The organism is Vibrio sp. V42_P2S4T144, assembly GCF_009904715.1.
In the GTDB taxonomy this organism is placed as follows: domain Bacteria; phylum Pseudomonadota; class Gammaproteobacteria; order Enterobacterales; family Vibrionaceae; genus Vibrio; species Vibrio alginolyticus.
The window spans coordinates 1-22,060 of the sequence record NZ_WXWS01000071.1; the positions used below are offsets into that span (position 1 = coordinate 1).

Annotated in this window: 18 protein-coding genes; 9 read left to right on the forward strand and 9 right to left on the reverse strand. The window is 45.3% G+C overall.

What is annotated here, in order from left to right:
* Positions 1 to 19: 19 nt before the first annotated feature.
* Positions 20 to 499 (reverse strand): outer membrane beta-barrel protein, encoded by a 480-nt coding sequence (locus CAG68_RS02210; protein WP_021033871.1) that lies wholly within the window; start codon positions 497 to 499, stop codon positions 20 to 22.
* Positions 500 to 681: 182 nt separating this feature from the next.
* Positions 682 to 4,668, reverse strand: a complete 3,987-nt coding sequence (gene hrpA, locus CAG68_RS02215; protein ID WP_202599825.1) for an ATP-dependent RNA helicase HrpA — start codon at positions 4,666 to 4,668, stop codon at positions 682 to 684.
* Between the two features lie 185 nt (positions 4,669 to 4,853).
* Here hrpA and CAG68_RS02220 point away from each other — a divergent pair, with 185 nt between their 5' ends.
* On the forward strand, positions 4,854 to 5,438 hold the full coding sequence (locus tag CAG68_RS02220; protein ID WP_054574130.1) for an FMN-dependent NADH-azoreductase: 585 nt from the start codon (positions 4,854 to 4,856) through the stop codon (positions 5,436 to 5,438).
* A 94-nt stretch (positions 5,439 to 5,532) separates the two neighbouring features.
* Here CAG68_RS02220 and CAG68_RS02225 read toward each other — a convergent pair whose 3' ends face one another.
* Together CAG68_RS02225 and CAG68_RS02230 are read right to left on the reverse strand one after the other, a co-directional pair.
* A complete protein-coding gene (locus tag CAG68_RS02225; RefSeq protein WP_025766684.1) occupies positions 5,533 to 5,907 on the reverse strand; it encodes a hypothetical protein in 375 nt (124 codons plus the stop codon).
* 77 nt (positions 5,908 to 5,984) lie between these two features.
* Positions 5,985 to 7,289 carry a MipA/OmpV family protein gene (locus CAG68_RS02230; RefSeq protein ID WP_025766685.1) on the reverse strand — a complete coding sequence of 435 codons (1,305 nt, stop codon included), beginning with the start codon at positions 7,287 to 7,289 and terminating at the stop codon, positions 5,985 to 5,987.
* 235 nt (positions 7,290 to 7,524) lie between these two features.
* Here CAG68_RS02230 and CAG68_RS02235 point away from each other — a divergent pair, with 235 nt between their 5' ends.
* From CAG68_RS02235 to CAG68_RS02245, 3 genes are all read left to right on the forward strand, one after another.
* Positions 7,525 to 7,875, forward strand: a complete 351-nt coding sequence (locus CAG68_RS02235; protein WP_017634942.1) for a hypothetical protein — start codon at positions 7,525 to 7,527, stop codon at positions 7,873 to 7,875.
* Positions 7,876 to 7,884: 9 nt separating this feature from the next.
* Positions 7,885 to 9,825, forward strand: coding sequence for an alkaline phosphatase D family protein (locus CAG68_RS02240; RefSeq protein WP_161440735.1), 1,941 nt, complete (start codon positions 7,885 to 7,887; stop codon positions 9,823 to 9,825).
* Positions 9,826 to 10,015: 190 nt separating this feature from the next.
* The gene (locus CAG68_RS02245) at positions 10,016 to 10,456 is read left to right on the forward strand and encodes a tellurite resistance TerB family protein (protein WP_017820644.1); all 441 of its coding nucleotides are present in this window, start codon (positions 10,016 to 10,018) and stop codon (positions 10,454 to 10,456) included.
* Positions 10,457 to 10,697: 241 nt separating this feature from the next.
* On the opposite strand, the gene CAG68_RS02250 is transcribed toward CAG68_RS02245, so the two are convergent.
* Entirely contained in the window at positions 10,698 to 11,228 is a 531-nt protein-coding gene (locus CAG68_RS02250) for a 3'-5' exonuclease (protein ID WP_042522915.1), read from the reverse strand.
* Positions 11,229 to 11,311: 83 nt separating this feature from the next.
* Positions 11,312 to 12,853 (reverse strand): diguanylate cyclase domain-containing protein, encoded by a 1,542-nt coding sequence (locus CAG68_RS02255; RefSeq protein WP_161440736.1) that lies wholly within the window; start codon positions 12,851 to 12,853, stop codon positions 11,312 to 11,314.
* Positions 12,854 to 13,144: 291 nt separating this feature from the next.
* Between CAG68_RS02255 and CAG68_RS02260 the strand changes: the two genes are divergently transcribed.
* Genes CAG68_RS02260 through CAG68_RS02270 form a run of 3 tightly spaced genes read left to right on the forward strand, consistent with a single transcriptional unit; the run spans position 13,145 to position 18,607 of the window.
* A complete protein-coding gene (locus CAG68_RS02260; RefSeq protein ID WP_017634945.1) occupies positions 13,145 to 13,777 on the forward strand; it encodes a DUF2760 domain-containing protein in 633 nt (210 codons plus the stop codon).
* On the forward strand, positions 13,777 to 15,741 hold the full coding sequence (locus tag CAG68_RS02265) for an Hsp70 family protein (RefSeq protein ID WP_161440737.1): 1,965 nt from the start codon (positions 13,777 to 13,779) through the stop codon (positions 15,739 to 15,741). The genes CAG68_RS02260 and CAG68_RS02265 overlap by 1 nt, the downstream gene beginning before the upstream one ends.
* Before the next feature lie 55 nt (positions 15,742 to 15,796).
* A complete protein-coding gene (locus tag CAG68_RS02270) occupies positions 15,797 to 18,607 on the forward strand; it encodes an Hsp70 family protein (protein WP_161440738.1) in 2,811 nt (936 codons plus the stop codon).
* An 85-nt stretch (positions 18,608 to 18,692) separates the two neighbouring features.
* On the opposite strand, the gene CAG68_RS02275 is transcribed toward CAG68_RS02270, so the two are convergent.
* The gene (locus tag CAG68_RS02275) at positions 18,693 to 18,887 is read right to left on the reverse strand and encodes a hypothetical protein (protein ID WP_005377692.1); all 195 of its coding nucleotides are present in this window, start codon (positions 18,885 to 18,887) and stop codon (positions 18,693 to 18,695) included.
* 86 nt (positions 18,888 to 18,973) lie between these two features.
* Between CAG68_RS02275 and CAG68_RS02280 the strand changes: the two genes are divergently transcribed.
* On the forward strand, positions 18,974 to 19,660 hold the full coding sequence (locus CAG68_RS02280) for a DNA-3-methyladenine glycosylase I (protein ID WP_161440739.1): 687 nt from the start codon (positions 18,974 to 18,976) through the stop codon (positions 19,658 to 19,660).
* Positions 19,661 to 19,743: 83 nt separating this feature from the next.
* On the opposite strand, the gene CAG68_RS02285 is transcribed toward CAG68_RS02280, so the two are convergent.
* Both CAG68_RS02285 and CAG68_RS02290 read right to left on the reverse strand, forming a co-directional pair.
* On the reverse strand, positions 19,744 to 20,721 hold the full coding sequence (locus CAG68_RS02285; protein WP_161440740.1) for a Gfo/Idh/MocA family oxidoreductase: 978 nt from the start codon (positions 20,719 to 20,721) through the stop codon (positions 19,744 to 19,746).
* Positions 20,722 to 20,732: 11 nt separating this feature from the next.
* Complete coding sequence (locus CAG68_RS02290) at positions 20,733 to 21,020, reverse strand: putative quinol monooxygenase (RefSeq protein ID WP_017820638.1); 288 nt, start codon at positions 21,018 to 21,020, stop codon at positions 20,733 to 20,735.
* A gap of 103 nt (positions 21,021 to 21,123) precedes the next feature.
* On the opposite strand from CAG68_RS02290, the gene CAG68_RS02295 reads away from it, so the two are divergent.
* Positions 21,124 to 22,002: a LysR family transcriptional regulator gene (locus CAG68_RS02295; RefSeq protein WP_017820637.1), complete on the forward strand. Its 879-nt coding sequence runs from the start codon at positions 21,124 to 21,126 to the stop codon at positions 22,000 to 22,002.
* Positions 22,003 to 22,060 lie beyond the last annotated feature (58 nt).

The window sequence follows — 22,060 nt, forward strand, 5'->3', positions numbered from 1 at the left end:
GTGTTAGAAAGCTTGACGCTTATAGGAAATGTAGTGTTGCGTTAACAGAGAACGTGCTGATATCGTCTTTACCAGCAGTGTAGTTCATGTAGCTAGCACCAACAGACATTGGGCCAAAAATGAAGTACTCAGCACCCACACCGTACATTAGGTCCAAATCGTCATCGTCTTTGCCGCCTTTCACTTTTTTGTCCCACTGATGGAAACCACCTTTTGCGTACACGTGTAGCGGACCGAAGTCGATACTTGGCTTAAGTGCTGCGTAGTAAGAAGTTAGCTTAGTGTCTTGACCATTTACGTTGAACTCACCGTGCTGTGTTACACCAGCTTCAACACCAATGATAGGTAGAATGCCTGTACCAACGTGAACAGAGTATGATGTGTCCGTCTCACCTTTGTAGTCAGACTGACCTACTGTTGCACCACCGTAAATCCAAGAATCCGCCATTGCCGCAGAAGATGCGCCAAGTAGCGCCACTGCTAATAGAGTTTTTTTCATCATCTACCTTTACTCTTTATTATTCCCACGCCTGCATAACTCAGTCGTTGGTACTACAGATAAAGGGAGGCGAACTATTGCCTCCCGGAACTAAAAAATAATGCTTATTGAGTTACTAGCAATTAGTGTACCAGCAACTTCTTAAGCGATAATTACAAATCTGACACTATTTTACTGGTTGATTAGCAAGCATCAATCGCGTTTTTGACTCGTTTATCAGAAACAGGATAAGGAGTGCCTAATTGTTGAGCAAAGTAACTCACGCGAAGTTCTTCAATCATCCAACGCACTTCTTTTACATTTTCAGGAATAGCCACACCTTTCGGGATCTTGTTCAGCAACTCTTTATAGTCTTGAGTCACAGATTCAATCTTCAGCATATGTAAACGATCTTTGTTTGGATCGATAGGCAACTTCTCCATACGGCGCTCTATCGCGCGCATGTAGCGAAGAATATCCGGCAAGCGCTTCCAGCCACATTCCGTTGCAAAGCCTTTGAAGATCAAGCCTTCAATTTGTGCTTTGATATCGGACAGAGCAAACGCCATTGTGAAGTCGATCTTGCCTTTTAGCTTCTTATTGATGCTAAACGCCGTGGTCAGAATAGTCTCAACCTGTTGAGCGATCTCTACAACGGTGTCACCCAATTCAGCACGAACGTGTTCTTTCAACGCTTCGAACTTCTCTGGCTCCCAAACTAAACCACCCTGCTCTTCAATAAGCTTATCGACACCGCAGGCAATGCAGTCATCTATCAGATCAAGCACTTTGCCGTAAGGGTTAAAATACAACCCCAACTTCGATTTGTTCGGTAAGTTAGCGTGCAAATATTTAATTGGAGACGGCACATTCAACAAAATCAAACGACGCTGACCAGCACGCATTGCCGTTATCTGCTCGTACTCCGTTTCGTAGAGTTTGATTTCAACGCTGTCTTTGGTATCAACAAGCGCCGGATACGCTTTTACATCGTAGCCGCCACGTTTTTGTTGATACACTTTCGGCAATTCGCCAAAACTCCACGTATGCAGACCTTGCTGTTCGATATCGTCATCCGCAACTTTGGAAAGCGTTTCTTGAACTTTGTCTTTCAAACTTTCTTTCAGTTCATGAAGGTCTTTATGTTCCTTCAGTTTACGATTTCGATGATCAACCGCACGGAACGTGACTTTCAAGTGCTCAGGTACTTGTTCCAAGTTCCAGTCTTCACGCAGTACCTCTACGCCCGTCATGCGTCGCAACTCTTTCTCTAATGAATCTAGCAGCGGCGCTTCCATTGGCGTGACGCGTGCTAAGAATGCATCGGCATAGTTTGGCGCTGGCACAAAGTTCTTACGAATTGTCTTTGGCAACGATTTAATCAAGCTGACCACAAGCTCATGGCGCAAACCAGGGATTTGCCAATCAAAGCCCGCTGGTTCAACTTGGTTTAAAATCGGCAACGGCAAATGCACTGTGACACCGTCACTATCATCGCCTGGTTCAAATTGGTAACTCAATTTGAGCTTCAAACCATTTTGATGCCAGAAGTTCGGGTAATCCAAATCGGTCACATGGCTAGCATCACCCTTGAACAGCATCTCTTTTTCAAAGTTCAGCAGTTCCGGATTTTCTTTAGATGCCTTTTTCCACCACGTATCGAAATGCTTACCAGAAACCACTTCGGTGCCAACGCGTTGGTCATAGAAATCAAACAGCTCATCATCATCCACTAAGATGTCTCGACGACGAGATTTATGCTCAAGCTCTTCCACTTCTTGCAGAAGCTTACGGTTTTGCTTAAAGAACGCGTGTTTGGTTTCCCATTCACCCTCAACCAATGCACTACGAATGAAGATTTCGCGACTTACGGTCGAATCGATACTGCCGTAGTTGACCAAGCGTTTCGGTACGATTGGTACGCCGTAAAGCATCACTTTTTCGTGCGCCATCACCGCAGCGCTTTTCTTCGACCAATGTGGTTCGCTGTAACTGCGTTTAATAAGGTGTTTAGCTAACGGCTCAATCCATTCTGGCTGAATCTTTGCGATGATACGACCCCAAAGTTTTGAGGTTTCCACCAACTCAGCAGACATGATCCACTTAGGCTGTTTCTTGAATAGACCTGATGCAGGGAAGATATGGAAACGAGCATTACGCGCGCCTTGATATTCATTCTTTTCTTGGTCTTTCATGCCGATGTGCGACAGCAAACCAACCAAAATGGCACTGTGTACGCCATGGTAAGAAGCGGGCTCATCGTTAAGCTTGAATTCCATCTCACGCATCGACTGATGAATTTGGAAGTACACATCTTGCCACTCGCGAACGCGCAAGTAGTTCAAATAGTCTTGCTTACACTGTTTGCGGAACTGATTGCTAGACAAGGCTTTTTGCTGCTTTTGGATGTATTCCCACAAATTCACAAATGTCAGGAAGTCCGACTCTTCATGGAAGAAGCGACGATGTTTATCGTCTGACGATTGTTGTTTGTCTGAAGGACGTTCGCGTGGATCTTGAATCGACAAGGCAGCTGCGATGATCATCACTTCTTTAAGCGCACCATATTTTGGCGCTTCCAATACCATACGCGCCAAGCGCGGATCGATTGGCAAACGCGCTAATTGGCGACCAATGGAAGTCAGGCGTTTTTTCGGATCTTTTACCTCAGAGTTAATCGCACCAAGCTCTTCCAGCAAACGCACGCCGTCTTGGATGTTACGTTTATCCGGTGCTTCCACAAACGGAAACGCTTGAATATCACCCAAACCAAGTGCCGTCATTTGCAAGATAACCGACGCTAGATTGGTACGTAGGATTTCAGGATCAGTAAACTCTGGGCGTGACTCAAAATCTTCCTCTGAGTACAGACGAATACAGATACCCTCTTCCACACGACCACAACGACCTTTACGCTGGTTCGCACTCGCCTGAGAAACTGGCTCGATTGGAAGACGCTGAACCTTAGTACGGTAACTGTATCGACTGATACGCGCCGTACCCGGGTCGATAACGTACTTAATGCCCGGAACAGTTAGCGAGGTTTCTGCCACGTTGGTTGCCAGTACAATTCGGCGACCAGTGTGAGGTTGGAAAATCTTATTCTGCTCACCTGCCGACAAACGCGCGTAAAGCGGCACAATTTCCGTGCTCTTCAGATTACGTTTGGACAATGCATCTGCGGTATCACGGATTTCACGTTCACCGTTCATGAAAATCAGGATGTCACCTAAACCTTCATCGCACAGTTCGTCTACCGCTTCGAAGATGCCTTCAAGCTGGTCACGATCATTGTCGTCATCACCGTTTAGTGGGCGGTAACGTGTTTCTACTGGGTAAGTACGACCCGATACTTCTATGATTGGTGCATTGTTGAAGTGTTTTGAGAAGCGTTCTGGGTCGATGGTTGCCGACGTGATGATCACTTTCAAATCAGGACGACGTGGCAGCAACTCTTTCAAGTAACCCAAGATGAAATCGATGTTGAGGCTGCGCTCGTGCGCTTCATCGATAATGATGGTGTCGTATTGATTCAAGAAACGGTCATGCTGAATTTCAGCCAACAAGATACCGTCCGTCATCAATTTGATTTGGGTATTTTCAGAGATCTGATCGTTGAATCGAACCTTGTAACCAACAAACTCACCAAGCTTGGTTTCCATCTCTTCGGCAATACGGTTAGCAACCGAACGCGCTGCAAGACGACGAGGCTGAGTATGACCAATCAGACCAAATTTACCGCGACCAAGCTCAGCACAGATTTTTGGTAGCTGAGTGGTTTTACCAGAACCGGTTTCACCCGCGACGATAACCACTTGGTTTTCTTCGATCGCTTTCGCAATATCGTCGCGTTTTTGGCTTACAGGCAGGATTTCTGGGTATTCAATCGTTGGTTTGTAGTTGCTGCGCTGCTCTGCAACCATCATGGATTTTGCGATGTCTAATGCGATTTCGTCGAACACAGCATTACGCGCTGCGTCCTTCTTAATTTTGCTTGCACCAGAAATACGTTTACTCAAGCGGAAACGGTCGCGCATCATGCACTGATTCAGCGCTTTACGCAGAGATGCCGCGCTATTCACTTGAGCCTGAGGTGTTTGAGCTTGTTTCGCTGTCGCTTTTTGCGCACCATTTGACGGTGTCGCTTGCTCTTCAGCTAGATTCTTTTTTGGGGGCTGTGACGAAGTCAAAGCGTTTCCTATTCTTTTCATTACAAAAACTGCGCGGATTGTATCACACAAGATCTGTAACAAGATAACCGAAAGCTCATTCAATTTTTTCGAACATGTTCAGCGAATCGCTAGGCTTTTGAACTCACTTACGTTGCTTATAATGGCTCCCATAGTCGAAAGCACTTATTTAAGGAATAACCATTATGTCTCGTGTACTAGCTCTAAAATCAAGCATCCTTGGCGATTACTCTCAATCAAATAAATTGGTTGAAAACTTCATCAAAAATGTAGACCAAGACAAGCTTACTGTTCGTGATTTGGCTGCAAACCCGCTACCTGTTTTGGACTTCGCCGTTGCGACTGCACTGCGCGCTACGGAAGATCTTTCACAAGAACAGCAAGCGGTGGTCGACTTGTCTGACACCCTTATTGAAGAAGTAAAGGCCGCAGACACTTTGGTTATTGCCGCTCCAATGTACAACTTTACCATCCCGACTCAGCTTAAAAACTGGATTGATTTGATTGCTCGTGCAGGCGTGACATTCAAATACACAGAAAACGGCGTTCAAGGTTTGATTGAAGGTAAAAAGGCGATTGTAATAACGACTCGTGGTGGTATTCATAAAGATTCACCAACTGACAACGTTACGCCATACCTACGCACTGTGCTGGGTTTTGTAGGAATCACTGATGTGGAATTTGTTTACGCAGAAGCGCTAAACATGGGTGAAGATGCGGCTGCAAAAGGCATTTCAGAAGCGCAAAGCCAACTTGCAACAATGGCGTAAGTTAGAATAAACCAGAATACAAAAGGGATCGGTTCGCGCCAATCCCTTTTTGGATCCTGATGCCTTGATCGTATTTATAGGGTCTCTTACATCGTCAAAAACGATTCACTTTCTCCAAGTTGCGTATTGCATCGAGGTAGACTTTTTCTAAAGACCGCTCAGCTTCGCTTATCATATTCTCGATCATCGCATTAAACGCGGCATCGCTACGGATTTCTATATTGTCTCCCGCCTTAACGTCAAGAGAGTTGACGTACAACACCAACCATTCATCGCCCTCCAAGTGCCCTTCTCCGTGAATGGCAAAAAAGCGTTTGGCAAATTCAGCGTTGGTACAATTTATCGCTTCAATTTGAAGATTGAATGAGGAGTCGATACTCATGGTGCTTATGCCATCCGATTCATCAGATGCATCACAAACAGCCTTAACTCTGGCACGATATACGAAATTTCTCGTTGAAAGCAGCATAGTATTATTCATCATCACTCATAATGGGCGATAAATAAGTCAGTTGCAAATCCGACCTATATGCATCTCGCGATGCGCTAAAACTCGAACTGGAAATAAATAGTATTGTAGTTGCTCCCACCTTTAATTCGTCCAAACTGGGAAGCGCTTTCAAAAATCGCCGAGCGGTGATGCAATGAATAGCCCACCCACATATTGTTCCAGCTCTTTTGGTTGAAGAGATCGCCTACATTGACATCAAACGAGAAATCTAGGTAGTTGAGCAACTTGCTTGGTGTATAACCCTTGTCTTCCATTTCTGTGCCTTCAATATAGGTAATGCTATCAATGTATGACACACCTTCCGCTACACCAAATCGCCAAGTCGTAGGCCAATTAACCGTATAATAAGCCTTAATCGCCATGACGTATTCTGTGTTCGCAGACTGAACACTGGACGACCAGTGATGAACCAACCCTGGCGTTAAATAAATATCAAGAGGAAAACCAAACAGCTCATCCGTTAATGGATGCCCATAAAACAATGAAGTAAGTTGATTGTCGTATGGGTCTTTTTCTCTCTCAAAGCTAAATATTTCACCGATGTTCGAAGGCGTCGCCCAACCATGCGCAATACGTAGATATGCTTTATTGCTCAGTGTCGGTTTCGGAACTTTGCTTTGATCGTTGAAAAAGCCAAAACCGACAAACACTTCTCCCTGATATCGATCTTCTACAAGCTGACTGTTGTAGGCGTTATCATCTAAGCGAGTAACACTCGTCTCACCCAATAAATACAAATTTGAAGTTACATGGTAACGCGCTTTAATACCAAGATTGGTGTCAAGCCCAGCTCCAATTCTCTCGCCAGTAATATCCTTAAAGGAATAATATTCACTATTGAAATCAGCGTCTTTGTATCGAATCGTAATCGATGGCTCTAATTCCCAATCACCAAATACATAATTGGCAGCAAGGCGGTAATTAGAGTGAAACTGGAGTTCGTCGTCCGTCATCAACTCTACTTCTGCGCGCCAAGTGTCGTTAATGCTATAACGCACTTGCCCACCGAAATCGACTCTGTCCCCTTCATTAGCATTTTGTAGCGACATGGGAATATCGACAAATCTCAATCGCATGAGTGCGCTCGCGCGCCAGTCGGAATCACTCTCGTTATACAAAAAAGCGCCACCTTCAATGCCATTGATATACACATGTTCGTTTTCAAAGAACATCATTGGTACAAATGTACTCACCGTAGAGTCATTATCGGCGGTGTAAAACGGAATCGATGCTGTGCGATACATCGCAGCAATCCCCCACGTTTGTTCGTCTGCACCATGCGCAGAAGAAACTGCCGCAGCTAAAGGTAAAGCGAGTGTTGTTAGAATTAATCTCTTCATGAGTTCGAAAAATGTTGGTTGAGAAGCAGGCAAACATCAATGATTTGCCATTAAAAGCTTATGTTCTGCTGATGATAGCCGTTACAATGGCAAATGTTGTCATCCTCGTGACAGTTTGAGTCCCAAGATCATATTAATATTGCACGACTAGGTGAGCTTGTTTGCGAATATTTTACCATTACAACAAGCGCTTAAACTCTAGCTTAGTTCTAAATCAAACATAATGAAGTAAAAAGTGAAAGCATCAGAACTCATCTCTACCTTGAATCATTTACCCGCAGACACAGACCCAGACATTGTGATGGGAGAAGCATGGCTGCCAGAGAGGTTGATAGGGACTCAACTCGATGGTGACATGTTGTTTTTGCACTTTGATAATGCACCAGAAGATGGTCAAGGTGACGAAGAAGGGCGTGGCTTCGTCGAACACGAAATCGACCTAATTAGAACTCGGCTTCAGCAAATTTTGGATGAAGACAGTAATAACGCGTCAAAAGCCGATGCGATGCTTGGTTTGTTCCTTATGGGACATGAACTTAGTAGCTCGCAAGTTATCGAAATATTAGAAGAAGAAGCTGACACATAAGGAGCCGTTTTGCCAGCATTGATGAACACGACTGAAATTTCTTCACTTCCTCTTGTCGTTGCAGGTCCGATCCTACGTAAAGTGACCGCAACTGAAATCAATATTTGGCTAGTCACCACCCAACGCTTGGAGGGTATGGTGCAAATTACGGATGAAAATGCCTCCATCCTTTATCAAGCCCCTTTAAGTGAACAAAAAGAACAGCTTCAAATCGGCCTCAATGCGTGGTGTTGCTTACTTAAATTAGAAGGCGAGTTTCCAACCCATCAAGCGTTACGCTATCAAATAAAAACGCAATATGGATTAGTGACGGAACTGCTCCCTCACCTGACTTATGAGCGAGATAATACGCCAAACTTGGGTATTGAGTTCCTCGTTAGTGAAAAAGCGGATTATCTCCTACATGGCTCTTGCCGTAATCCCCATCACTTCAGTGATGATACATTGGTCGCTGCGGATCATAAAATCGCGTCTCAATCCATTGAAGAAAGACCGGATATGCTCATCATGAGTGGTGATCAAATCTATGCAGACCATGTTGCAGGCCCCACTCTCGATGCCATTGAGCAAGTCATAGCTTTATTGGGTTTGCCAGGCGAAGAATTCGAACAAGCTCCGATAAAAAATACCAATGAGCTCTACCAACACCCTGCTTGCTATTATGGTCGAGATAAATTGTTGCCTCATTATGTGAGTGATGACAGTTTACTAAGTAAGTTTTTTCCACACCGAGGGACACCAATATTCAGCGCCAAAGAGTGTGAGAATCACCTAATAAGCTTTGCTGAGTGCTTTGCAATGTACTTATTGGTTTGGTCTCCGACCTTGTGGAAGCTTGTTCGAACGGATCGTTTGTTAGAAAACGAATTTACTGTCGGCGGAGAAGTTCTTGAACCCAAATGGCAGCAGCAATGGCGCGAAGAAAAAAAGCAAATTGATAAATTCGTCGCAGGTCTGGACAAGGTTCAACGCTTACTCGCTCACATTCCAACCTATATGATTTTTGATGATCACGATGTCACCGACGATTGGAATCTCACCATAGGCTGGGAACAAGCCGCATACAGCAACACGTTTGCAAAACGCATTATCGGTAATAGCTTGATTGCTTACTGGCTTTGCCAAGGTTGGGGAAATGCGCCAGAAAAATTCAATGATGAATTTATGAGCCTCGCTCAACGCTTTATCGATGAGCGAACCTCGCAAACCCAAGATGCATTTATTCAATATTTGTATCGCTTTGAGAATTGGCACTACACTATTCCTACGACACCAAAAGTTGTCGTGCTAGATACACGAACCAGACGCTGGCGTTCTGAGTCTAAAATGAACAAACCTTCTGGCTTAATGGACTGGGAAGCGATGATTGAGTTCCATCAGGAGCTCGTGCATCAAGACAAGGTTGTTATTGTTTCTGCCGCGCCAATGTTTGGTGTGAAATTTATCGAAGCACTACAACGTGTGGTGACCATGCTTGGTAAACCATTGATGGTTGATGCTGAAAACTGGATGGCTCACCCCGGAAGTGCGAATACTCTTATTAGTATTTTCACACACACAAAGACACCAACTAACTTTGTTATTCTCTCTGGCGACGTGCACTACTCTTTTGCATACGATATTAAGCTCCGCTATCGAAAAAACAGTCCGAATATCTATCAAATCACCTGTAGTGGAATTAAAAATCAGTTCCCTACACAACTGCTCAATATGTGTGATGGCCTAGATAGACTGCTATACAGCCCTCGCTCACCTTTAAACTGGTTCACAAAACGTAAACGACTCAAGATTTACAAACGCGCACCAAGTACGCACAACTTTTATCGCTTGGTTAACCATAGTGCCATTGGTGAGCTACGCCTTGATGATGAAGGCAAACCAAGTCAAATTAGTATTCTGACGAGTGATGGTGACGAAGTTCATTTTCCACCGACACGTGCTGAAAGCTGAGTATCAATCCCAAAATGACTTGCCCTTTGTAAGAGGCAAGTCACCTTGAACTAACTCAGGAGTTTAGGTTTTTTTGGGGAGAAAGTGGCCGTTCTTAAATGTCAACGGCGTGCTAAATTTGGTATCGCACCTTGAGATCTTCCGTATTTATTACCATGTTAACCAAATAAACAATAGCTCGGTGTTCATTATGTTTAATTCTCTCACATCATTATTTAAACAACTCATTGATGGCTCTGATTTAAGCCAAACCAACACACTTTCCCCTAACATGGCTATCGCGTGTTTGCTTTGTGAAGTTTCTGGCGCAGACCATAGTGTCGATGATAGAGAACAAGAAACAAAGCGCTCTTTATTGATGAAACTGCTTTCGTTAAATGAAGAGGAATCAAATACTTTGTTAGAGCAAGCGCAACAGAAAATTAAAGATTCCGCTTCGCTGTACGACTTTACCTCTCAACTAAGAGAACTGACTCAAGAAACTCGTTACAACTTAATCAAAAGCATGTGGGAAGTCGCTTACGCAGACGGCGAAATTGACCCGCTAGAAGACGCGGTGATCCGTAAAACAGCAGAGCTACTCTATGTTGATCACAGCGAGTTCATTCGAGCGAAGTTACAGTCTCAGTAAAGTGACGAGATGAGTATATAAGTCGCTGGCTAACTCTAAGCTACCCCTAGAATGACAACAGATATCGCTTCTGTAGCCATAAAAAAACGCGCACTCTGCGCGTTTTTCAATAAGCCAACGACATTGTTATTAAAATACTGGTCAAGGTATGTGTTTAGCTCTTTCCACACTAAACAGACTGCATGACAAAACAACAATGGTTGGATGATTATTTAATTACAAGCTAGCTAGGTTCGAATAACTAAAACATGGTCAAAGCAAGCTTAGCTAAGTTATATGCATCTACATAGCCAGAGTGTTGACGCCCTTCCCAGTCTATTCCTTTTGCTTCTTGAGCGGCTCGATGGCCTATACGTTTATCTTTAAGACGATTTTGAATACGGTAGAGTGTCGCTAAGTTGATGAACTCTGTGAACGGTGCTTCAATACCTTTTTGCTTACACTCTTCTAGAAGAATGAGGTCATCTCGCCCCCAAGATGCAAAGATTTTGTTGCGACCACCGAAGTTCTTAACCATGGATTTAAGCACTTCTTCTAGTGGGCGTCCTTGTTTTTCAATCTTACGTGGTGTGATGCCCGTTAACTCAGCGCAGAACAGAGACACTTCATCTTGTTCTGGTTTCACGTAGTATTGAGCACGCTTGACTATCTCACCTTTAGACAAATCTATTTCAGCTAACCCCACTTCGATAATTTCACCCGTGCTGCCGACGCCATTTTCGTTCCAGCAACACATTTCTAAATCGAAGCATACAATACGGTTATGGTTCATAGTTTGCCTTGGTTCCTAACATAAAAATTTAAAGCGTGCGATTCTATCGTAACACGGCGTAAAACTCGAATTTGTGCGCCCATTTAATCGCCGATCGACACATTATTACGGCCGTTTTTTTTACTCAAATAGAGTTGACTATCCATTTTGTGATACAAGCTCTCAGGATCTTCTTCTTTATGGATAACCGCACCGATACTCAACGTACAGATGATTGACGCATCACCATAATCAAAAGCCGTACTTGCCACAACACTCCGTAATTTTTCTAGGTAAGCTTCTAGCACTGCTCTATCAATGACTTTAGAAATAATACAAAACTCGTCACCACCAGCTCGGTAAAACTTATCTCCCGGTTTTAAATTAGCACTGACCAGCTTAGTAACATGTTGTAACGCTTCATCTCCACCTAAATGGCCGTGTTTGTCATTAATCACTTTGAAGTGGTCGATATCAAAACCAACCAAGGCGAAGTTAACACCTTTGTTTATCTGATTAAGCAAATGATCGTTGAATGCCCGGCGATTCAGTAGTTGAGTTAGAGGGTCTCGCTCTGCCATTCTTTTTAATTCAACGGTTTTGAGCTCCAACATGACCGCTAAGCGCTCTTTTTCTCGAGACTGTAAATTCACAATCCAACTGATCAAAAAGGCGATTACCAATCCGGCTAGCGTCGTGCCCGCTAAAATAGAACGCTCCCAAGCTGAGACTGCGTCAGAAAGCTTAAAGTCAATACGCCATTCACGGTTAGGCAGTTGAATGGTTCGGCTTATAACGGTTCCTCGAATGTTATCCCAGCTAGCACTTTGAAAGAGAACAGGGTCATCTGCTGCGTCGAATCCCAAGTCTTCTACGCGCACCGACATATCGAGCTCCGTCGCGGTTTTCGTAATCAAATCCTCAAAGTAAACCGTACTTCGGATAACGCCGGTCACTACTCCTAATAAATATTTGTTCTCGAAGTCGAACACTGGATGGAACACCAGCAACCCAGTCTTAGGTATGGACTTGTCATAACCATCTTGCAGTAAGCGAACTTTATCCGAGACATTCGCTCGCCCATTTTCGGAAATATCATCCAAGACTAAATCGAAGCGTTTGCGCGAAAAATAGAAACCCAATAGAGAAAGGTTTTCCGGTGTTCTTGGGTAGATATCCGACGCGATAAAAATTGGCTCATTGTGTTCAAAAATGTACCCGTAGGTTTTGGGACCATCTTTAGGAACGGTAAACGGTTGGAAGTTTGGAAATTTTTGACGGGTCTTTAAAATATGTTCATCAAGATCTTCGAATTCGACCTTTTGCATCCATTGAAGTCCAATGAGACTTCGCGAGCTATTAATCACTTGTTCCGCATACATAGGAAACGATGGCCAATAGCTTCGCTCAATCGAATGGAAAAAGTTTGCGCCCGCACCAATGAACTTTAGATCATTCTCGACGTTTGCTTTAAGTGATTCTGCTTGTCGGTCGGCTAAAGTATCAAACGTCGTCTGTGTATACCGTTGCTGCATTGTATAAGCAGCACCTACTACACCAGCAGTGACACATAAAGTCGCCAAAAAAGCTAAAATAGAGTCTGAATGTCGTTTTATAAAGCTCTTATGAGCGGTGCTTTGTGTCATATCGTAATTTTTGATACTTCCGTAAGTTAAACTTCGGGATCTATTGAAATACTGCGTTAGCAACGCACAAACATCAAGCAACAACCTATATTGGGGAGTCTGATCGTCGATTTTTCACGCTGTTCGTACGGTATAGTCACGAATTATTACAGCCTTAAGCCTTGAATATGCTACCATCCGTCATCATTTTAATGTCTAAACTTGGTGCAAGATCGCAAAGACGATCGTTTTAGTGAACAAATATGAGCCAATACTGAGCACCAATAAATCAATAGAAAGAGAAAAAACGTCATGAACATTGATTTGAACCTAATTCCTCAAACGTTCGATATGCTTCACGCTGGCCTAACCGCATCGAGCGTTTTGCTTCTTCTAGTTGCAGTGTCGCGCAAATCAAAAGTGGTCGAGAAAGTGGTAGAAAAACCAGTCGAGAAAATCGTCGAGGTTGAGAAACCAGTTGAGAAGATCGTTGAAGTAGAAAAAGTAGTAGAAGTAGAGAAAGTCGTAGAGCGTGTTGTAGAAGTTGAATCAAAACTTGCAACCGCATCAACAGACTCTGCAATGCAGCTGCTTTCTATCATGCAACAAGAAGCTCGTCTGATTGACTTCTTAAAAGAAGACCTAACGTCATTCTCTGATGAAGAAGTAGGCGCAGCCGCTCGCGTAATCCACACTGGTGGTCAGAAAGTACTGAACGACTACGTGACGCTAGCGCACGTTCGTAACGAAGACGAAGAAACTCGCATTACGGTTGAAGAAGGCTTCAACCCACAAGAAATCCGCCTAACTGGCAACGTAACAGGCAGCGCGCCATTTAACGGCACGCTAGTTCACAAAGGTTGGAAGGCAACATCAATGACGTTGCCTAAACTGGCTGAGAACTACGACGCATCTGTGATCGCTCCAGCTGAGGTTGAGCTGTAATGGAACACATGAACCAAGAAAACCATTCTCAAGAAGCGTCTGTTGAAACTCAACAGACGCCTAAATTCAGTGTTGGTATCGACTTAGGTACAACACACTGTGTGATGTCTTTTGTTGATACTCACGACGAAGACGCTCGCGTTGAAGTGATGCCTATCCCGCAGTTGACTGCGCCGGGTACGGTAGAGACTCGCAGCCAATTAGGCTCTTTCCTTTACCAACCACACGAACACGAAATGAACCCGCAATCACGCGTTCTTCCGTGGTCGAGCGAGCCAAAAGCTCTAGTTGGTGCAATTGCACGTAACCTAGGTTCAAAAACACCAATTCGTCTTGTTGCAAGTGCGAAATCTTGGCTTTGCCACGCAGGTGTGAACCGTCGTGATGCTTTCCTGCCAGCAGGTAGCCCAGAAGAAGTGGAAAAAGTATCCCCTCTTCGTGCGACAGAGCTTTACCTAGAGCACCTAAAAGACGCTTGGAATCACGCGAACCCAAATCACAACCTTGCCGATCAAGACGTAACCATTACGGTTCCTGCTTCTTTTGATCCTGCTGCTCGCGATCTAACTGCAGAAGCAGCACGCAACGTTGGTTTTGTGCACCTAACACTTCTAGAAGAGCCACAAGCTGCACTTTACAACTGGATCGATAACAGCAACGACAAATGGCGCGACGAAGTTGAAGTTGGCGACATCGTGCTTGTGGTCGATATCGGTGGTGGTACAACCGACCTTTCTTTGGTTGAAGTAACTGAAGACGACGGCAACCTAACTCTGAACCGTATCGCGGTAGGCGAACACATCCTACTTGGCGGTGACAACATGGATCTTGCACTTGCGTACCGCTTGAAGATGAAGCTAGCCCAAGAAGGTAAAGAGCTACAGCCATGGCAAGTTCAGGCAATGACACACGCATGTCGTGACGCGAAAGAAGCGTTATTGAACGACAGCGAACTTCAGTCAGTGCCAATCGTAGTACCAAGCCGTGGTTCTAAACTGCTTGGCGCAACGCTGAAAACAGAACTGACTCAAGAAGAAGTACAACAAACACTGGTTGATGGCTTCTTCCCTCAAGTTGCAATTACTGACCACCCTGTTCAACGTAACCGTGGTGCACTAACGCAAATGGGTCTGCCTTACGCACAAGATGCAGGCATTACTCGTCACATTGCAGCGTTCTTGTCTAAGCAAGCCAATGCTCTTTCTACTTCAGGAAATGGCGCAGAAGCAGCAGCTCAAGATTTCAACCCATTCGCTAACATGCCTGGTATGCCAGGTTCGGATGCAGCGCAGTCAGCTGACTTCATCAAGCCAACCGCAATCCTATTCAACGGTGGTGTTCTGAAATCGAAACTTCTAGCAACTCGTCTAGAAGACACGATCAACGAATGGCTAATTGAAGCAGATGCAGAAATGGCAAAACGCCTAACAGGTGTGGATCTAGACCTTGCAGTTGCTAGCGGTGCGGCTTACTACGGCTCTGTGCGTCGTGGTCAGGGCGTTCGTATCCGTGGTGGTATTGCTTCGGCGTACTACGTGGGTATCGAAAGTGCGATGCCAGCTATTCCGGGCATGGCGCCGCCAATGGAAGCACTTTGTGTTGCACCATTTGGTATGGAAGAAGGCTCAAGCGTTGACGTACCAAGCCAAGAGTTTGGTTTGATCATCGGCCAGCCAGTTAACTTCCAATTCTTCGGCTCAACGGTTCGTCGTGATGACCTAGCAGGTACTCACCTAGACTACTGGGCACCAGAAGAGCTTGAAGAGCTTCCAGAGATCCAAGTAACGCTGCCTGTATCTGAAGGTCGTCGTGAAGGCGAAGTGGTTCCAGTAACCCTAGCCTCTCGCGTCACTGAGCTTGGTACGCTTTACTTAGAAGCCATTGCCGCTGATAACGGTCAAAAATGGCATGTTGAGTTCGATGTGCGCGAAGACGCGAAAAGCAACTCAAACGAAGAAGAATAAATAGAAATCAAACGGCATCCAATCGGGTGCCGTTTTTAAATACACGAAGGTTTGTATGGCATCTCCTCGTTTTCTTGTTGGTATTGACCTTGGCACCACAAACACTGTGGTGGCGTATTGTGAAATTACCGACAACCTTGAACAATCCGAAGTATCCCTATTCGACATCGACCAATTGATTGGTCCGGGTGAAGTGGTTCGTAAACCATTGCTGCCCTCTTTCCGCTATCACCCTGCGGTTGGTCAAATCTCCCCTTCTGACCTAACACTCCCTTGGGAAAACGAACCTGTCTCTGGCGACATTAGTAATGTGATCGTGGGTGAATGGGCTCGTGAATTAGGCGCGAAGGTGGAAGGACGTCAAGTATCCAGTGCTAAAAGCTGGCTATCGCACCAAGCAGTGGATCGTAGTTCAGACATTCTTCCTTGGGCGGGCGCGCAAGACGTAGATAAAGTCTCACCCGTTATTGCCAGCGCAAGCTACCTCAACCACATTCGTCAAGCATGGAACTACCGTCACCCTAGCAATAAGATAGAAGACCAAGATGTGGTTGTGACCGTTCCAGCGTCGTTCGATGAAACCGCTCGTAAACTCACGCTTGAAGCTGCACAGCTGGCTGGTTTAAAGAAAATCGTCCTGCTCGAAGAGCCACAAGCCGTATGTTACGACTGGTACGCACGCCACCAGCAAACCGCAGCGGATGAACTCAAAGAGTTGCCGCTGATTCTGGTGTGTGATGTGGGCGGTGGTACTACCGACTTGAGCTTGATTGAAGCAAGTTTCTCTTCTCAAGATGAACTAGCCCTTGATCGTATTGGTGTTGGCGAGCACTTGATGCTTGGTGGTGATAACCTCGACTTAGCATTAGCGCACCTTGCGGAGAGCCGCTTCAACCAAAGTAAGAAGCTCACTGCAGCAAGCCTGACTAAGTTGATTCAGCAAACTCGCAAGGCGAAAGAGAACCTGCTTTCAGCGAGTGCACCTGAAGAAGTAAAAATCACCATGCTGGGCAGCGGCTCAAAACTTCTTGGCGGAACAAAGAGTATTGGGCTGAGCAAACAAGAAGTGCACCAAATCGCTTTAGATGGCTTCTTCCCGCTTTCTGATTTCAGTGAAGTACCAGACAAGCGCCGCAGCGCCGTTGTCGAGTTTGGTCTTCCATACGTTGCTGACCCAGCAGTGAGCAAACACGTTGCCGAGTTCTTAACTCAGCATCAGCAAGTTGCTCGCGCCGCTCTCGGCATTGAAGACGACAAACAAAATGCAATTCCGGTAGGCTTGCTACTTAACGGTGGTGTGTTCAACAGTGAGCTTGTGACTGAGCGCGTCACTACCCTACTTTCCGATTGGCGCGGCGCACCAGTTACGGTATTAGATAACCCTCATCCAGATTGGTCTGTTGCGCTGGGTGCCGTTGCCTTTGGTAAAGCACGTCGTGGTGCACAGCTTAAAATTGGTGGTGGTGCAGCGCGTTCTTACTTCTTGCATCTTCAAGAAAAGAACAAGATGGGCAAAGCGCTCTGTTTGCTTGCAAAAGGTACAGAAGAAGGTCATGAGATCCGCTTAAGTGGTCGTCGTTTCTCGCTTACCCTAGGTGAACCCGTTCGCTTTAACCTGCTGACGTCTACCCACGACACCTTAACCAATAACACCGCTATTCAAAACGGTGTGATGGTGGACGTTGATCCTGACTTGTTTGCTCCTCTGCCACCTTATATCACCACCCTTGAAGGTGAAGGCGCCGAACTACAAGCTAATCAGAAGGAGCGCGTAGAAGTACAACTTGCGTGTCAGTTGACAGAAGTCGGCACGCTTAAGATGGAATGTGTCAGTGCAGAAGATGACAGCAAACGTTGGGAGCTGGAATTCGAAGTTCGTAATAAGCAAACCGAGGAAGGCGATCAGGTTGAACTGCACCCTCGCCTCAATGAGTGTAAAGAACTGATCGGTCGAATCTACAGCGGCAATAAAAAAAGCGCTGATGGTAAAGAGATCAAAACCTTAGCCAAAGATCTTGAGAAGAAACTTGGCAAGCGCGACGAATGGGATTTCACGACCTTACGTCAACTATTCGATACGTTTGCTCAGGGTCGCAAGCGTCGTCGCCGTTCCGAACCACACGAGAAAAACTGGCTGCGTTTGGCAGGTTTTGCACTGCGTCCGGGCTTTGGCGATCCAACCGACTCATGGCGTATTGAGCAAGTTTGGGGTCTCTACCAACAAAACATTCAGTTTAAGAACCATCAAGGTTGGACCGACTGGTGGGTATTCTGGCGTCGTATCGCAGGTGGCTTGAGCCAAGAGCAACAAGAGACCATCTTGGCGGACATCGCGAAATACCTACACCCTGGCGCGATGAAAAACCCACAATCCGCCAAAGCGGCACAAGATATGGGTTACGAGTCGATGGTGCGCTTGTCTGCCTCTCTGGAGCATTTAGAAGTCGAAGACAAAGTTCTATTGGCAACGTGGTTCTTGAGCAAAGCCATCAACCATAACCAGTTCGAACAAGCACACTGGTGGGCAATGGGTCGCTTGGCATCACGTACGCCTTTATATGGCAGTCAGCATAACGTCGTTCCTCGTGAACAAGCGGAACAGTGGTTACCTAAGCTGCTAGAGCAGAACTGGCAGAAAGAGCCAATGATCGCTTTCGCAGCCGTAATGATTTGTCGTAAGACGGGCGACCGCCTATTCGATATCTCAGACGACTACCGTGAGCAGGTACTGGCTAAGTTGAAGCAAAGCAAGGTACCTGAATCTTGGGTATCACTGGTTGAAGAAGTCAAAGAGCTATCCGAGAGCGAATCGAAGCGTATCTTCGGTGATGCACTACCAAGCGGTCTGACACTGGTAAATAACTAGGCTCTCACGCTTATAAACGCAACAAAGCCCTTCTCGTGAAGGGCTTTGTTTTATCTGATTCTAATAGCTGACGAAAGACGACTCGTTAGTTCATTTCCGTATTGATCACCACATCACGCGTTTCATTATCCATATCACTGATGCCAACAACTGAGATTTCACGGTCAGATAAATTCTCAATCATGCTGTCTTCTAACCCACCGTCCGTCATCCACGCATAGAATTTTTCCGCAATACGATCCGAACCTTCTCCGACAAACGTTAATGTGACCTTCTTCATTTGTGACACTCCATCAATTTACGATTCAGCCACTTAAGCGTAGTATGTTTCGCAAATATCGACATAAACTAGGACTAACTTCTTTTATGAGTATCGAAAAATTTGACGCGATTTATCAGCGCGCTGCCGAGCGTAAAGGTGGTGAAGATCAACTTGAAGCGCTTTTATCTCATCCAGTAAGCAAAGAAGAGCTGGCAGCGATTCCCGACGACCGTTGGCTGGCTGCTTTTTCAATGAAGGTATTCCAAAGTGGGATTTCGTGGAGCGTGGTTCGCAACAAGTGGCCGAACTTCGAAGAAGTGTTCTTCGGATTTAAGATTGAGCCGCTGTTGATGCTGTCAGACGAGCAATGGGAAACCAAAGCAACCGACAAACGCATCATTCGCCACCTCACTAAAGTCATGTCGATTCCTGCCAACGCACGTATGATCTACGAAGCAAAAATCGAATATGGCTCGTTTGGCAAAATGGTTGCCGATTGGCCGCAAGAGAAAATCACCGACCTGTGGGCGTATTTGAAGAAACGCGGTAATCGCCTAGGGGGCAATACCGGTCCTTACACACTTCGCCAAATGGGCGTTGATACCTTCATCTTGTCTAGCGACGTTGAAGCTTACCTGCGTAATTGCAAGATCATTGAAGGTGGCAAAGATACGAAAAAATCGCTCGATGCAACCAACAAAGCGTTTGTTCAATGGCAGCAAGAAAGTGGCAGAAGCCTGTCTGAAATCAGCCAAATCATTGCGTTCAGCACCGGCGATAATCGCATTTAACAGAGACTGAACCCAAAACAAAACGGCGCACCAAATATTGGATTTAGTGCGCCGTTTTTATGTTCATTGGTTCAAGTACAGACTTACTTTGAAGCCAGTGATTCCCACTCAGTCAGTAGCTGCATAATACGGTGAGAGTCTTCCCATGTTGCACAAGGGTTTTCTAACGAGGTACTCCCTGCTTCAACCGCTTGGCGAATATTGCGCACTTGATAGAAGAAAGCGTCCCCTGCAGCCGGTACAGACACTTCACGCTTCGACGTCTCGTAAATTTCCACACTAAACTGGTTATCTTGCGTTGGTAGCCATGGGTTTGAATCTAGCGTAATACAGCCTTTGCTACCCAGGATGGTGAACTGGTGTTTCAATCCATGATCTTCGGCAGTATGTACACTCACCGTTTGTTGCTCACCAAATTGCATCATCAAACTCGATTCACAGATATTCCCATCGTTACCTTGTCGACCAATCGCTGTCATTGAACGGTTCTCAAAGGTTTGCTGACCCAACATGGTTTTCACAACCAAATGCACCAATGACATTGGGTAACAACCTAAATTATACAAAGCACCTTTACTGTCTGGATTAACAAACTGCGCAATCGATGCAATATAAGACGTATGGATGGAGCGAAGTTCACCAACCTCTCCCGATTTAAGCACCGAAACCAACTCGCTGATCAACGGGTGATGCAAGTACATCAAACCTTCAGCAAAGAATACCTGGTGCGTTTCGACTGCTTTTAGTGCCAACTCGGTTTTTTCCATATCTACCGACAGTGACTTTTCACACAGGATCGCTTTTCCCTGCTCTGCCGCTTTAACGATAAAGTCATGATGAAGGTGATTTGGCAATGCGATGTAAATAATGTCGACTTGCTCATCGGCAATCAACGCATCGTAATCGTTGAACGTATTCTCGATGCCATATTGCTCAGCGAATGTCTTTAAGTTCTGCTCCGAACGCCCAGCAACCGCGTACAGTTCACTCTTGTCATCGCCTTGGATTGCCTCAGCCATGACACCTGAGATAAAGCTTGTGCCTAAAATACCCCATTTCATGTTCGCCTCTCCTATTGAGCTTGGGTTTCGAATGCTTGAACTAACTCTGCCATTTCAGCCGCAATAAACGCTTGTGTATGCGGCATAGCAAAATGCGCTTCAATCGCGGCGCGGTTTTCATATCGCTCCCAAAGAATCACACGTTGTGGATCTTTAGAATCGTAGGTCGCACTCGCTTGCAAGCACCCCGCTTCGCTTTGCATATCAAGGCAAAATTGTTCAATGGCTTCAACTACTTGTTGTCTTGGCTTATCGGCATTCATTTTCAGTTCGGCGGTAACAAAAATCGTCTCATTCATGATGGATCTCTTTCTCCATTCTTAATCATACGCCCACTGTAATTAACCTCGTTTGATTGATAAACTCTGCTTTAGTTATTTCTTTATCAACTCTGGGTGTGCAATGGATAAATTAACAAGCATGAAAGTTTTCGCTTACGTGGTCGAACACGGCAGCTTTCGTAATGCTGCACACCACTTTGATATTTCACCGACCATGGTTGGCAAGCACGTGAGCTTTCTTGAGCAAAGCTTAGGTACACAGCTGATTCATCGGACCACGCGCAAACAGTCCTTAACCGAAGCCGGTAAACTCTACTACCAAGAGTGCCACCGCATTATTGAAGACATCACTAACGCAGAGAACTTAATCCAGACGCTGATCAACCGTCCAACCGGAACAGTAAAAGTTAACTGCCCTGTCACGTATGGCAAAAAGGTCATTGCTCCTATCGTGGCTGACTTCTTAGCTGAATTTCCCGATTTGAACGTTGAGCTGATGTTGGACAACAATTTGATTGACCCATATCGAAGCGAAGCAGACGTGATTATTCGAATCGGTGAGTTGGTCGATTCGTCGTTAGTCGCGAGAAAATTGGGTGAATACCACATGACTTACTGCGCCTCACCCTCTTACCTTGAACAACATGCCCCTATCCAATCGCTTGATGACCTTGAACATCATCATTGTTTGGGGTTTCAGTATCACCAAGGAGAAAGCCAACAAGTGGTGAACATGCCATCTAATACCTTTGGAAACAGTAACACCCGATTAACGTCTAACAATGGTGATGTGCTTAAGTTTGCTGCGTTAAAAGGCTCTGGTGTTCTTCTGCAACCAAAGATCTTAGTTGAACAGGAAATCCAATCTGGCGCCTTGGTAGAAATTCTCCATTCACACATTCCCAAGCCAAAACCGATCCACCTGCTTTACCGTTCAAAACAGCTTTCCCTTAAAAATCGCACCTTAGTCGATTTTGTTCTTTCGCATGTGAATCCGTAACGCCCCACATAAAGCGGCGACAATTTAACCATTTAATTAACTTTTATTGTCGATATGA

Bases quoted from the DNA above. Each gene is read 5' to 3' on its own strand.
- CAG68_RS02210 (WP_021033871.1), bottom strand. From the start codon at position 499: ATGAAAAAAACTCTATTAGCAGTGGCGCTACTTGGCGCATCTTCTGCG.
- CAG68_RS02220 (WP_054574130.1), top strand. From the start codon at position 4,854: ATGTCTCGTGTACTAGCTCTAAAATCAAGCATCCTTGGCGATTACTCT.
- CAG68_RS02225 (WP_025766684.1), bottom strand. From the start codon at position 5,907: ATGCTGCTTTCAACGAGAAATTTCGTATATCGTGCCAGAGTTAAGGCT.
- CAG68_RS02230 (WP_025766685.1), bottom strand. From the start codon at position 7,289: ATGAAGAGATTAATTCTAACAACACTCGCTTTACCTTTAGCTGCGGCA.
- CAG68_RS02245 (WP_017820644.1), top strand. From the start codon at position 10,016: ATGTTTAATTCTCTCACATCATTATTTAAACAACTCATTGATGGCTCT.
- CAG68_RS02250 (WP_042522915.1), bottom strand. From the start codon at position 11,228: ATGAACCATAACCGTATTGTATGCTTCGATTTAGAAATGTGTTGCTGG.
- CAG68_RS02255 (WP_161440736.1), bottom strand. From the start codon at position 12,853: ATGACACAAAGCACCGCTCATAAGAGCTTTATAAAACGACATTCAGAC.
- CAG68_RS02260 (WP_017634945.1), top strand. From the start codon at position 13,145: ATGAACATTGATTTGAACCTAATTCCTCAAACGTTCGATATGCTTCAC.
- CAG68_RS02265 (WP_161440737.1), top strand. From the start codon at position 13,777: ATGGAACACATGAACCAAGAAAACCATTCTCAAGAAGCGTCTGTTGAA.
- CAG68_RS02270 (WP_161440738.1), top strand. From the start codon at position 15,797: ATGGCATCTCCTCGTTTTCTTGTTGGTATTGACCTTGGCACCACAAAC.
- CAG68_RS02275 (WP_005377692.1), bottom strand. From the start codon at position 18,887: ATGAAGAAGGTCACATTAACGTTTGTCGGAGAAGGTTCGGATCGTATT.
- CAG68_RS02280 (WP_161440739.1), top strand. From the start codon at position 18,974: ATGAGTATCGAAAAATTTGACGCGATTTATCAGCGCGCTGCCGAGCGT.
- CAG68_RS02285 (WP_161440740.1), bottom strand. From the start codon at position 20,721: ATGAAATGGGGTATTTTAGGCACAAGCTTTATCTCAGGTGTCATGGCT.
- CAG68_RS02290 (WP_017820638.1), bottom strand. From the start codon at position 21,020: ATGAATGAGACGATTTTTGTTACCGCCGAACTGAAAATGAATGCCGAT.
- CAG68_RS02295 (WP_017820637.1), top strand. From the start codon at position 21,124: ATGGATAAATTAACAAGCATGAAAGTTTTCGCTTACGTGGTCGAACAC.